Genomic DNA, 12,190 nt, shown 5'->3' with positions numbered 1-12,190 from the left:
GCCCGTGTGGAGAGGCCTAGCCGCCACGCACACCTTTCCCCACCGGCAGGCGGCGTGCGCCGCCCCGGCCTGAACTCCTCAACATCGGCTCGAATAGGCCGCGGGTCGGCCTGTTGCGGGCCTTTGCGGCGCGATCTTGAGGAGTTCGGGCGACCGGAGGCGTCGGAGACAGGCCCGTGGAAGATTGACCGACTCGCCGCCGCGCACACCCTCGCCGGAGCAAGCGCCTCCCCGCCGGGCACAGCGGCATGCGCGCCGCAGCGCCTCCCGCCGGCACAGCGGCATGCCGCCGCTGACCGAACTCCTCAAGATCGGCCCGGAAAGGACGCGAATCGGCTTATTGCGGGGCTATGAAGCGCGATCTTGAGGAGTTCGGGCGGTGCGAGCAAGCGGGAGACGGAGCGGGGACGCCGGCCGGTCAGCGGGGGTGGGCGGTGCGGGCGGCCAGGGCCGGCAGATCGGCGTGCAGGCGGGCGGATGCCTCGGACGCGAGTGGGTTCGTCGAGGCGCCGCCCTCGTCCACGAGCACACCCCCGACGTACACCTGCCGCAGGTTGCGCGGCGTCATCGACAGCACGTAGCTGCGCACGGGGTGCCACAGCGGACCGACGTCGGGACGCCGCGGATCGACGACGACGAAGTCGGCGAACTTACCCACCTCGAGGCTGCCGACGCGGTCGGCGACGCCCAGGATCTCCGCCGAGCCCAGCGTGTGCAGTCGCAGCGCGCGCTCGGGCATCATCGCGAGCGGATCCTTCGTGCGCGCCCGCTGCATCGCGATGCCCATGCGCATGTTCTGCCACGGGTCCGACACGTCGGTGCAGGCCTGATCGTCCAGTCCCATGCCGACCTTCATCCCGGCGCCGATCATCTCCGGCACGAGCGCGACCCCCGAAGCCAGGCGCCCGTTCGAGGCGGGCTGCCACGACATCGACGAGCCGGCGGCGGCGGCTTCGGCGATGATCTCGGGCGTGGTCTGGATGAAGTGCCCGAACATCATCGCCGGACCCAGCGCGCCCGCATCCCGGTACATCGCGAACTTGGACTGCTGCAGCGGCACGGCCTCCGGCGACTCGAGGAAGTGCGCCTGGTTCGTGACGCCGAACCGCCGCATCGCCTCCGCCTCGACCTCCGCCGCATCCGCCCGCGGCGACCACTGCACCTGCCCCATGATCGAGGCGCCCAGGGCGAGGGCGGGGTCCATCGCGCGGGTGTGGGCGACGGATGCGGCGAAGCGGTCGAAGATCTCCTCGTCCGACCCGGCCGTGGCATCCATCCCGATCGCGTCGACGAAGCGGATGCCGGCGTCACGGCAGCCATCGGCCTGACGCGTGTGGTACTCCAGACCGCGCAGGGCCGCCGTTCCGGTGCGGCGTCCGTCGATCATGGGCTCCCACGCCTGCAGCGGGTCGGTGAAGTTGTAGGCGGTGGTCACGCCGTTCGCGAGGAAATCCAGCGCCCCGTGCAGCGTCGACCAGTACGCATCCTCCGGGGTGAAGCCCGCGGTCATGCCGAGCATCGAGTCGCACCAGCCGTAGAGCGTCTCGCTCACCCCGAGGCCCCGCAGGCCGCTGGTGAACAGGTGCGAATGGCTCGAGACGAACCCGGGGGCGACGAAGGCACCGCCGACGTCGAGCACCTCGTCGGCCGTGAGCGGGGGTTCGCCCTCGCCGAGCGCGGCGATGCGACCGTCGCGCACGAGCATCCACCCGTTCTCGAAGTACCCGGGGTCGTCGGTGCCGGCGGGGATGGTGATCAGGCGCGCGCCGGTGACCAGGAGAGACATGCGGATCCTTCGGGTGGGAGCAACGCAGCCGGGCGACCGCGACGTCCGGCACGCTACGAGATGCGGGTTACACGGACGCGGCGGTGTGTTTCCCCGTGGTTACGAAGCCTTCCGGTGGAGCCGGCACGCCTCGGGGCGTTTCGGCGCAGTGCCGCCGGGGCGGTCAGACTAGCGGCTCGGCGGCGAGGTGCAGCACCGACTCCGCCAGCGCACGGATGCCGGCACCCACGTCGGCCGCCGACACCGCCTCGTCCGGGTGGTGGCTGATGCCGTCGGGGTTGCGGAGGAACAGCATCCCGACGTCGGTGATGCCGCCGAGGGCCATCGCGTCGTGGCCGGCGCGGCTGAAGATCTGGGCGGGGCCGTCGGCGCCGGGATCGAGGGTCGCGCCGATGCCGGCGCGCACGACATCCTGCAGCAGCGGCGCGCAGAACACCGCCGGCGCCGAATGCACCTCGCGGGCATGCCAGCGCAAGCCGCGGCGGCCCATGATCGCGTCGAGCTCCCGCGCGATGCCGTGCCACACGCGATCACGCGTGTCGTCGAACTCCCCGCGCAGGTCGAGGGAGAAGTGCGCCTCGCCCGGAACGATGTTGACGGCGCCGGGGAAAGCCTCGAGCTGACCGACGGTACCGATGATGTGATGCTCGCCGCGGCAGATCCGTTCGACCGCGAGCGCCGCCTCGCTCGCCCCCAGGAGCGCGTCGCGCCGCATGTCGTAGGGGGTGCCGCCGGCGTGACGGGCCTCGCCCTCCACCACGAGCTGGAACCTCCGGGCGCTCGCGATCGACGACACCACGGCGAGCGCCTCGCCGCGACGGTCCAGCTCCGGACCCTGCTCGATGTGCGCCTCGAGGTAGCCGACGAGCTCGTCGGGCCGCCGTGCGGCCTCGCCGATGCGGCCGGGGTCGAGTCCGAACTCGCGGAACGCGTGCCGGAGGCTCACGCCGTCGCGATCGGTCAGCGACCACCACGAGTCATCCCACGCGCCCGCCACGGCCGAGGAGCCCAGCAGCGCCTTGCCGAACCGCGTCCCCTCCTCGTCGGAGAACGCGATGACTTCGAGCGCGAAGGGGAAGGGCGCGTAGACCGTGCCGTCGTCGCGGGTGGCGCGCAGCAGCCGTGCGACCTCCAGGGCCATCAGTACGCCGACGATGCCGTCGAACCGACCGGCGTCGGGCACGGTGTCCAGGTGCGAGCCGAGCAGGAGGGCGGGCGCGTCGTGCGCGCCGGCGTGCGGATGCTTCGACGGGCTCAGCGACCGCGCGGGGTCGCCGCCGCTCAGCGATCCGGGGGAGGCCGAACCGGGCCCAGGGTGGAGGCGTCCGACCTGGTTGCCGGCGGCGTCCTGCCACGACGTCATCCCGATCTCCCGCATCCACTCCGCCGCCAGGCGATTGACCCGCGCGTGCTCGGGCGAGAGGTACACCCGCTCGATGCGTCCAGGGGTGGCCGTCACGCGGGCGAGCTCCTCGCACCGTGCCATCACCCGGCGGGCCGCGGCCGCGATCCGGTCGGGCGAGATCTCCAGGCGTGCCCGCACGGGTCAGTCTCCGCCCGGCGCGTCGGTCGCGGCGTACACGTCCTCGGCCGCCGCGACACCGCCGCCTGCGGGCACGGATGCGCCGAAACGGCGCAGCACGGATTCCAGCGCCGCGAGGGTCTGGAGCACCGCATCCGTGCGCGCGTTGTAGCCCATCGTCCCGATGCGCCACACCCGACCGTGCAGCGGCCCGAACGACGTGCCGATCTCGATCCCGAAGTCCGCGAGCAGCGTGGAGCGCACCGCCTCCCCTGGCACGCCGTCGGGGATCTCCACGGCCACGACGTTGTGCATCTTGTGCGCGAGGTCGCCGAAGACGCCGAGGCCGAGGCCCCCGACGCCGGCGAGCATCGCCTCGCCGTGCAGCCGGTGCCGCGCGATGACGGCGGCGCGTCCCTCGTTCAGCAGCACGCGGGCGCATTCGCGGGCGGCGTAGAGCATCGACGTCGCCTCGGTGTGGTGGTTCAGCCGGCGCGGACCCCAGTAGTCCAGGATCATCCCGAGGTCGAAGTAGTTCGATCGGACGAAGTCCGCCGCATCGGGGTCGCTCTCCTCGCGGATGCCGGCCTCCACACGCGCGCGCGATCGGATGACCTCCACCGCCCGCTCCGACAGGGTGATCGGTGCCGAGCCCGACGGACCGCCGAGGCACTTCTGCAGACCCGCGGTCGCCGCATCCACGCCCCACGCGTCCATCTCGAAATCGTTGCCGCCGAGGGATGCGGTGGCATCGGTGTAGAACAGCACCCCGTGCGCGCGGCAGATCTCGCCGATCTCCTCCAGCGGCTGGTTCATCGTCGTGGAGGTGTCGCCCTGCACGAGGGCGAGCACGTGCGGGCGCACCCGCGCGACGGCCTCGCGGATGGCCGAGACCGGAAACACCTGACCCCAGGGCACCTCGATGGTGTGCACCTCGGCGAGCGCGCGTTCGGCGATCTCGGCGAGGAGGTGACCGAACCTGCCGAAGACGGGCACGAGCACGCGGTCGCCGGGGCGGATGAGGGAGACCAGGGCCGCCTCGATCCCCGCACGGGAGGTGCCGTCGATGAGCAGCGTCGCGTCGTTCTCGGTGGCCCACACGCGGCGGTAGAGGTCCTGCGTCTCGGCCATCGTCGCCGTCATGAACGGGTCGTACTGCCCCACCAGCGGCGCCGACATGGCCCGCAGCACGCTCGGGTAGGCCGAGATGGGGCCGGGGCCCATGAGCAGGCGCGCGGGAGGGTCGATGGGGCCGGGCACGGATGGGGTGGTCACAGGTTCTCCGTCGTGGTCGGGGCGGGCGGCGGGGTCGCGGGCGGCGGGGTCGCGGCGGCGGGGTCGCGGCGAGCGGTGGGCTGTCGGGGCGGGCGGTGGGGGGCGGCGAGCGGTGGGCAGTCTGGGTGGGCGGTTGGCGGCCGGGGGTCGGTGGGCAGTCTGGGTGGGCGGTTGGCGGCCGGGGGTAGGGGTGGGCGGCGGGTGTCAGGGGAGCGCCCGGGCCAGGCGGCGGGCCAGGCGGACGAGCGCGATGTCGGTGCCGGCCGCCGACACGAGCGACACGCCCACGGGCGCCTCGCCGACCGGCGAGGGCACCCTCAGCAGCGGCACGGAGATCGCCGGCAGGCCCGCCACCGCCGCGGGGGCCGTCATCCGCAGGGTCGCCGTGCGGGCGGCGTCGACGGCCGCCGCATCCGCCGTCCGCAGCGGGGCGGGTCCAGGCACCGTGGGGAACAGCAGCACGGCGCCGCGGACGAGATCCGTCAGCCGCCCGCGCACGGCGTCGGCCGCCTCCCGGGCCGCGGCTTCGGCGACGGGGTCGACGGCGGCCGCGATGCGGAAGCGTTCGGTCACCGCGGGGCCGAGCGCTCCGGGGTGCTCCCGGAGCCACTCGCCGTGGTTGCGCCACGCCTCCGCCCCCTGCACGGTGCGGAATACGTCGAGGATGGTGTCGAGATCGCCGGCCTCCACTGACGTCACCTGCGGCGCATCCGCGGTCTCGTCCAGCGCGGCCACGAGCGCGTCGAAGGCGGCGCGGGTGGCCGGTTCTGCCTGCTCGCGCAGCTCGTCCGGGACGACGAAACGCCACGGCAGGTCTTCGCCGGAGGCGCCGAAGACGCTCTCGGTCGACTCGGAGCCGTCGTAGCTCAGGCACCAGTCCACGACGCGCTGCAGCGTCTCGCCGTCGCGCGTGAGCCAGCCGACGGTGTCGAACGTCTGCGCGAGGGGGAGCAGGCCCTGCCGCGGCACGAGCCCGTGCGTGGTCCGCAGCCCCCACAGGCCCTGGTACGACGCGGGCACCCGGATCGATCCGGCCGTGTCGGTGGCCAGGCCGATCTCGGCCTGCCCCGTGGCCACGGCGGCGGCGGGACCGCTGGACGAGCCGCCCGGAAGCGCGCCGGGCACGGCACCGTTGGGCGGCGTGCCGTAGTGCGGGTTGTCGCCGGCGATCGAGTACGCGAATTCGTCGGTGCGGGCGATGCCGCGCAGGGATGCTCCGCCGCGCAGCAGGTCGGACACCGCCGGCGCGGTCGTGGTCTCGGGCCGCGCCTGCTCGAGGTAGGTCGGATTGCCCGCGCCGATACGGAACCCCTTGACGGCGAAGAGGTCTTTCACGGCCACCGTGAGGCCGGCCAGCGGCCCCTCCCACGCACCCTGGAAGAACGGGTCTCCCACGCTCCGCCACACCGATCGGTCGAACGCCTGCGCGCGGGGGGTCACGTGGGCGGCGGTGATGAGCCACCGTCCCTCGATCCGCTGCCACACCTGCGTCTGCAGGCCGCTTCCGCCGCCGGCGTACCGCGAGACCGACATCAGCAGCGCGGTGTCCTCGCCCAGCGGCCGGTGGTGGATGCTGTCGATCGTGCGCCGCGCGACGCCCCCGCGACGCGAGCGGAACGCGCGGATGGCGTCGTGCCCGACGAGCAGGCCCGCCCCGTCGCCGCGCAGCACGTCGGGCCCGGGTGCGAAGGACGCGTCGAGCACGTCGAGGTCGTTCTCGACCACCGCGCGCTCGTAGGCCTCGAAGGCGGCCCGCAGATCCTCCGGCATCGCCGCATCCGCGCCGTTCATCGCCGCATCCGCGCCGTTCATCGCCGCACCTCCGTCTCGGTCGCGCTGCCGGATTCAGGAGATATGCCGAGATCAGGCCGATGTGGGCTGGATGCTCCTGATCCGGGCGATTCTCCTGATCCGGGGAGAGCGGCGGGGCGAAGGACAGCCGGGCGCGGGACGGCGGCGAAGTCGGATACGCGGATGCGGGCGTGCACGCCGCTGACGATGTCGACGACCTGCGAGATGTCGAAGTCGGTGGCCGCGCTCAGGTACGCGTAGGCGAGGTGCTCGTCCAGCCCCCAGCGGGCCTGGATGAGCGACAGCGCGGCCCGCACGCAGCGGCGCATCGCCTCGTCGAGGTCGACGTCCATCCCCGTCGGCACGAGATAGTCCTCGGTGCGGACGAGGGGTCCGGTCACCTCGCCGAACTCGGCGAGCGCCTCCTCACGCGGCACGACGTCGAAGCGCAGCGTCGCGCGGAGCGAGGCCTCCAGCGCCGTGAGCGCGACCTCCCCGTCGCCCTGCGCGAAGTGCGGATCGCCGACGTACGCGAGGGCGCCCTCGACCTGAACCGGCAGGTACAGCACGGTGCCCTCCACGAGCAGGTTGATGTCGATGTTCCCGCCGTGCCCGCCCGGCGGCACCGAGTGCGGCCGCTCGTCACCGGCGACCGCGACGCCCATCGTGCCGAGGAACGGCGCCAGCGGGAAGGCCACGATCCGCTCGCCGCCCTCGGTGACCGGGAGGGTGCCGAACAGCTGTCCGTCGCGCTCCGCCACAGCGGCGAAGACGCTGACGCTGCCGGGCGTGCGGGGCAGTTCGCCGACGAGCGCGCCCTTGCCGTGCCGGTTGGAGATGACGCCGTACGGCACGCGCGGCACCAGCTCCTCGACCGTGATCTTCAGCAGGTCGCCCGGGCGCGCGCCCTCGATCCGGATCGGCCCGGTGACCACGTGCGGGCCGTCGGATGCGGCATCCCGCGGCACGGTCGCGGCGATGTCGATCGCGTCGCGCAGCACGTCGGATGCGGCGACCCCGTGCCCGCCGAAGAACGCCACCGGGTCCTTCCCCTGGTCATCGAGGATGCCCTCGTGGCTCACTGTGTCGATCGTGACGGTCGCACCCGGCGCGATCGTGAGGACCGCCGCATCCGCCGCGCCCGGCAGCCGCCCCCACAGGACCGTCTCAGGAGTGGACGGCAGATAGTGCGCGCCCGGCCAGGCGCCCTCGCCGGGCTGCAGGACCGGAATGGCGGCGGCGAGCCCGGCCGCGTCCTGGTGCGAAACCTCGATCGTCATCGGTCGTTCCCCCATCCGGCGAGCGCGGCGGGCTCGGCCAGGATCTCGCGCCCCGCGCGGGCGATCACGCCCTCACCCGGGCGGTAGGCCAGGGTTCCGTGCACCCACGTCGAGGCCACGACGCCGTCCAGCGACCGGCCGTCCCACGGCGAGATCTTGTTGCGGTACTCCAGTTCCACCGCGCGCACCGTGTGCGCGGCATCCGGATCGAAGGCGACCAGGTGTGCCGGTTCGCCGGCCTGGATCCGCCCCGCCCCGCCCAAGCCGCCGATGCGCGCAGGGCCCGTCGTGAACAGCGGGATGAGCCGCTCGAGCGGGATGCCGCGGCGGCGGGCCTCGGTCCACACGGCGGAGAATCCGGTCTGCAGACCCGAGATGCCGCCCCACGCCAGGCCGAAGTCGGGCGAGGCCTTCAGGTCGGAGGTGGCGGGCGAGTGGTCGCTCACGATCGCGTCCACCGTGCCGTCCAGGACGCCCTCCCACAGCAGGTCGCGGCTCGCGGCATCGCGGATGGGCGGGCAGCACTTGAATTCCGCGGCACCGGCGGGCACCTCATCCGCCGTGAGCGTCAGGTAGTGCGGGCACGTCTCGACCGTGAGCGGCACGCCCTCGGCCTTGGCCGCCCGCACGTCGGCGAGCGCTCCCCCGTCCGACACGTGCACGATGTGGGCGCGCCCGCGGGTGCGCCGCGACGCGTCGATGACGGTGCGGATGGCCGCGCGTTCGCCGGCAGCAGGGCGGGAGGCCTCGAAGACGGTGTAATCGGTGCCGAGCGCGCCGTCGGCGGGCAGGTGCGCGGGGTCTTCGGCGTGCACGATGAGGATGCTGCCGAGCGCGGCGATCTCCGCCAGGGCCGCCTCCAGCTGCTCCGCGTCGAGATGACCGAACTCGTCGATGCCCGAGGGCGACAGGAAGCATTTGAACCCGACCACGCCCGCCGCATCCAGCGCGGCCAGCGCACCCAGGTTCTCCGGAACAGCGCCGCCCCAGAACCCCACGTCGACGGCGAGCTGACCGGCGGCCGCGGCCCGTTTGGCGGCGAGGGCGCCGGGCGTCGTGGTGACCGGGATGCTGTTGAGCGGCATGTCGAGGACCGTCGTGACACCGGCTGCGGCTGCCGCGGCGGTTCCGGTGGCGAACCCCTCCCATTCCGTCCGGCCCGGCTCGTTCAGGTGCACGTGGGAATCGACCAGGCCGGGCAGGAGCACCTGCCCAGCGGGGAGCACGGTGTCGGCACCCGGGTCGAACGCATCCACCGCCGCGATCACGCCGTCGACGATGCGGACGGTCGCGGGGACGAATGCGCCGTCGAGGTACACGCGGGCGGCGGAGACCGAGGAGGGGGTGGTCATGGCGCCACCGTACGGTTTCCGCATTTCCCGGATGTTACCCAGGGCAACATCCTCGTGCTTCGCGTGCCGCTTCGGCGGCCCGGGGCGGGCGGGCGCGGCGTGTCACGAGCCCGAAACGCAGCCGCGCTAGCGTGACCGGCATGGAGCTGGATGAGTTCAACGCCGCCGACCCCAATGAGGCGGCGACCGTCGTGCGGGTGTGGGCCGACGTGCCGGGGTGGGTGGATGCCGTGGTCGCGGGCCGTCCGTACGCCTCCGTCGACGCCCTCGGCGCCTATGCCGGAGCGCTCGCCTCCACGTGGGCGCCCGCCGACCTGGAAGCCGCCCTCGCGCACCACCCGCGGATCGGAGCCCGGGTGACCGGCACCGCCGCGGAGGCCGCGGCATCCCGTCGCGAGCAGGCGTCCATGGCCGGCGCGCCCGACGAGGTCGCCGCCGCCCTGGCCGCCGGGAACGCAGCGTACGAAGAGCGGTTCGGGCGCGTCTTCCTCATCCGCGCGGCAGGGCGCACCCCGTCCGAAATGCTCGCCGAGCTGCAGCGGCGCCTGGGCAACGCGCCCGACGTCGAAGCCGCCGAGGCCACTGCGCAACTGGCCGAGATCGCGCTGCTGCGCCTGCGGACGACCATCGCGAGCGACACCGCCGCCCCCGAGGAGGCCGAGTGACCCACCTCACGACGCACGTCCTGGACGCGGTGAGCGGTGAGCCCGCCGCCGGGATCGCCGTCACGCTGGCCCCGGCTGCCGCGACGACGCCGCTGGCCCGGGGCACGACCGACGCCGACGGCCGCCTCGCGCTCGGGCCCGAGCTGCTCGAGGCGGGGGACTACGGCCTCACCTTCCGCACCGGCGATTACTTCGCCGCGCGGGGGACGGCGACGTTCCACCCTTCCGTCACGGTGACCTTCACCGTCGACGACAGCGGCCGGCACCTGCACGTGCCGCTGCTGCTGAGCCCGTTCGCCTACTCCACCTACCGCGGATCATGAAGGTCATCGTCATCGGCGCCGGCGTCGGCGGCACGAGCGCCGCGCTCGCCCTCCAGCGGCTCGGGCACGACGTGGTCGTGTACGACCAGATGCGGGAGAACAAACCTGTCGGCGCGGCGCTGTCGCTGTGGTCCAACGGCGTCAAGGTGCTCAACTGGCTGGGCCTCGGTGACGCGGTCGCCGCCCTGGGTGGCCGCATGGACCTCATGGCGTACTACGACGGGCACACCGGCGAGCAGATGTGCCGCTTCAGCCTCGACCCCGTCACGACGCAGACCGGCCAGCGCCCCTACCCCGTCGCGCGCGCCGACCTGCAGGCACTGCTGATGGATGCGGTCGGGCCCGGCCGCATCCGACTGGGCATGCGGCTGGTCGGCGTCGACGACGACGGCACGACCGTCACGGCGACCTTCGCCGACGGCTCGACCGACGCCGCCGACCTCCTGATCGGCGCCGACGGCGCGCGTTCGTTCACGCGGGACTACGTCACCGCGGATGCGGCGGCCCGCCCCGAGCGCACCTATTCGGGGTACACGAACTTCAACGGACTCGTCCCCATCGACGAGCGCATCGGACCCGCCGACCAGTGGACGACGTACGTCGCGGAGGGGAAGCGCTGCGCCGTCATGCCCGTGGCCGGCGACCGGTTCTACTTCTTCGTCGACGTTCCGCAGCCCGCCGGGCTCCCCTACGACCGTGCCGTCGACGGCAAGGCCCCGCTGGAGGCCGCGTTCGGCGGATGGGGCGCCCCCGGCGTGCGCGTACTCCTGGACGCGATCGACCCTGCCGTGTCGCTCAACCGCGTCGAGATCTGGGACATCGATCCGTTCCACACGTGGGTGCGGGGGCGCGTGGCGATCCTCGGCGATGCCGCGCACAACACCACGCCCGACATCGGCCAGGGCGCATGCTCGGCGCTGGAGGACAGTTTCGCCCTCGGCATCGTGTTCGCCACCAACACCCTCGGGGTCGAGGACGCGCTCCTGCGGTACCAGCGCATCCGCTCCGAGCGGGCGGGCGACCTCGTCCTGCGGGCCCGGAAGCGCGCGGTGGAGACCCACGCGTTCGACCCCGCCGTGACGCAGGCCTGGTACGAGGGGCTGCGTCACGAGGACGGCACCGGCGTCATCCGCGGCATCGTGGGCAACATCGAGGGCAGTCCGGTGAACCTGGGCGGCGGCATCCTCGCCTGACCACACCGGAGGAGGCGAGGCACGCGCGCAAAACTCAGGAAGATCCGACCTCGACACCGGTGACAGAGCCCCGGAAGAGCCGGATCTCCTGAGTTTTGCGCGGCGAAGGGCGGCACCCGGGGTCAGCACCGGCGGGACGGCCACCGTCCGGACCGCCGCCCCGGCCGCGCCAGCCGCGCCTCGGGCCCGTCCCCGCCGGACCGCCACGCGCGCAAAACTCAGGAAGATCCGACCCTGACACCGGTGACACAGCCCCGGAAGAGCCGGATCTCCTGAGTTCTGCGCGGAACGACAGGGGCGGAAGCGGGGGCGGAAGCGGAACCGCGGCGCGGAAGCGAAGGGCGGAACCGGGGCGGAAGCGGGGGGAGCCGCGCCGCGGAACGGCGGGTGAGGAGAGGGCCGCGGCGGGCGGGGCGGAAGGCTGCGGCGGGTCAGATGTGGAAGACGGCGTGCAGCGGAGCGTCGCCGAGTGCGTCGCGGCCGCGGAGCGCGTCGATCTCCAGCAGCACCGCGGTACCCACGACGGTGCCGCCGAGGCCTGCGACCAGCTCGCGCGCGGCGGCGATCGTGCCGCCGGTGGCCAGCACGTCATCCATCAGCAGCACGCGGGTGGCGGGGGCGATGTCGTCGTGCATCTCGATCTCGGCGGTGCCGTACTCCAGCGCGTAGGCGACGGATGCGGCCGGCCGGGGAAGCTTCCCGGCCTTGCGGATCGGGACCAGCCCCGCCCCCGCGGCGATCGCGGCGGCACCGGCGAGGAGGAACCCGCGCGCCTCGATGCCGGCCACCACGTCGAAGCCGCCCGCGAACGGGGCGATGAGGGCGTCGATGCTGGTCCGCAGCGCTGCCGCGTCGGCCAGGAGCGGCGTGATGTCGCGGAAGATCACGCCCGGTTCGGGATAGTCGGGGATGCTGCCGATGAGGCTTTCGGCACGCGCGAGGTCGGACACCAGGCCACCCTACCGGCCCGATCCTGAGCATTCCCACCACTGATGTAAGCGTT

At 73.3% G+C, this 12,190-nt stretch carries 10 protein-coding genes; 3 read left to right on the top strand and 7 right to left on the bottom strand.

What is annotated here, in order from left to right:
* Positions 1 to 418 precede the first annotated feature (418 nt).
* The 6 genes from F6J85_RS00550 to allB form a co-directional block, all read right to left on the bottom strand.
* Positions 419 to 1,786: an amidohydrolase family protein gene (locus F6J85_RS00550; protein WP_150923391.1), complete on the bottom strand. Its 1,368-nt coding sequence runs from the start codon at positions 1,784 to 1,786 to the stop codon at positions 419 to 421.
* A gap of 163 nt (positions 1,787 to 1,949) precedes the next feature.
* On the bottom strand, positions 1,950 to 3,272 hold the full coding sequence (locus F6J85_RS00545) for a Zn-dependent hydrolase (protein WP_150927068.1): 1,323 nt from the start codon (positions 3,270 to 3,272) through the stop codon (positions 1,950 to 1,952).
* Between the two features lie 60 nt (positions 3,273 to 3,332).
* Positions 3,333 to 4,532, bottom strand: a complete 1,200-nt coding sequence (locus tag F6J85_RS00540; RefSeq protein WP_150927066.1) for a pyridoxal-phosphate-dependent aminotransferase family protein — start codon at positions 4,530 to 4,532, stop codon at positions 3,333 to 3,335.
* 255 nt (positions 4,533 to 4,787) lie between these two features.
* Positions 4,788 to 6,395: an AtzH-like domain-containing protein gene (locus F6J85_RS00535; RefSeq protein WP_238707012.1), complete on the bottom strand. Its 1,608-nt coding sequence runs from the start codon at positions 6,393 to 6,395 to the stop codon at positions 4,788 to 4,790.
* Positions 6,392 to 7,654 carry an acetamidase/formamidase family protein gene (locus F6J85_RS00530; RefSeq protein WP_150923390.1) on the bottom strand — a complete coding sequence of 421 codons (1,263 nt, stop codon included), beginning with the start codon at positions 7,652 to 7,654 and terminating at the stop codon, positions 6,392 to 6,394. Before F6J85_RS00530 ends, F6J85_RS00535 begins: the two co-directional genes overlap by 4 nt.
* A complete protein-coding gene (allB, locus tag F6J85_RS00525; RefSeq protein WP_150923389.1) occupies positions 7,651 to 9,006 on the bottom strand; it encodes an allantoinase AllB in 1,356 nt (451 codons plus the stop codon). The genes F6J85_RS00530 and allB overlap by 4 nt, the downstream gene beginning before the upstream one ends.
* Before the next feature lie 140 nt (positions 9,007 to 9,146).
* Between allB and uraD the strand changes: the two genes are divergently transcribed.
* From uraD to hpxO, 3 genes are read left to right on the top strand one after another with little or no spacing between them, the layout of a single operon-like run.
* Positions 9,147 to 9,671: a 2-oxo-4-hydroxy-4-carboxy-5-ureidoimidazoline decarboxylase gene (gene uraD, locus F6J85_RS00520; protein ID WP_150923388.1), complete on the top strand. Its 525-nt coding sequence runs from the start codon at positions 9,147 to 9,149 to the stop codon at positions 9,669 to 9,671.
* Entirely contained in the window at positions 9,668 to 9,994 is a 327-nt protein-coding gene (uraH, locus tag F6J85_RS00515) for a hydroxyisourate hydrolase (RefSeq protein ID WP_150923387.1), read from the top strand. The genes uraD and uraH overlap by 4 nt, the downstream gene beginning before the upstream one ends.
* On the top strand, positions 9,991 to 11,187 hold the full coding sequence (gene hpxO, locus F6J85_RS00510) for an FAD-dependent urate hydroxylase HpxO (protein WP_150923386.1): 1,197 nt from the start codon (positions 9,991 to 9,993) through the stop codon (positions 11,185 to 11,187). Before uraH ends, hpxO begins: the two co-directional genes overlap by 4 nt.
* A gap of 431 nt (positions 11,188 to 11,618) precedes the next feature.
* Here the strand turns inward: hpxO and F6J85_RS00505 are convergent, their stop codons facing one another.
* The gene (locus F6J85_RS00505) at positions 11,619 to 12,140 is read right to left on the bottom strand and encodes an adenine phosphoribosyltransferase (RefSeq protein WP_150923385.1); all 522 of its coding nucleotides are present in this window, start codon (positions 12,138 to 12,140) and stop codon (positions 11,619 to 11,621) included.
* Positions 12,141 to 12,190: the final 50 nt, after the last annotated feature.

The organism is Microbacterium lushaniae (assembly GCF_008727775.1).
GTDB lineage: Bacteria > Actinomycetota > Actinomycetes > Actinomycetales > Microbacteriaceae > Microbacterium > Microbacterium lushaniae.
The sequence above is the reverse complement of the archived record's forward strand: the minus strand, read 5'-3'. Positions and strand labels throughout refer to the sequence as shown.

Coding starts and splice junctions, on each gene's coding strand:
- F6J85_RS00550 (WP_150923391.1), bottom strand. CDS start 1,786: ATGTCTCTCCTGGTCACCGGCGCGCGCCTGATCACCATCCCCGCCGGC.
- F6J85_RS00545 (WP_150927068.1), bottom strand. CDS start 3,272: ATGGCACGGTGCGAGGAGCTCGCCCGCGTGACGGCCACCCCTGGACGC.
- F6J85_RS00540 (WP_150927066.1), bottom strand. CDS start 4,532: ATGGGCCCCGGCCCCATCTCGGCCTACCCGAGCGTGCTGCGGGCCATG.
- F6J85_RS00535 (WP_238707012.1), bottom strand. CDS start 6,395: ATGAACGGCGCGGATGCGGCGATGAACGGCGCGGATGCGGCGATGCCG.
- F6J85_RS00530 (WP_150923390.1), bottom strand. CDS start 7,654: ATGACGATCGAGGTTTCGCACCAGGACGCGGCCGGGCTCGCCGCCGCC.
- allB (WP_150923389.1), bottom strand. CDS start 9,006: ATGACCACCCCCTCCTCGGTCTCCGCCGCCCGCGTGTACCTCGACGGC.
- uraD (WP_150923388.1), top strand. CDS start 9,147: ATGGAGCTGGATGAGTTCAACGCCGCCGACCCCAATGAGGCGGCGACC.
- hpxO (WP_150923386.1), top strand. CDS start 9,991: ATGAAGGTCATCGTCATCGGCGCCGGCGTCGGCGGCACGAGCGCCGCG.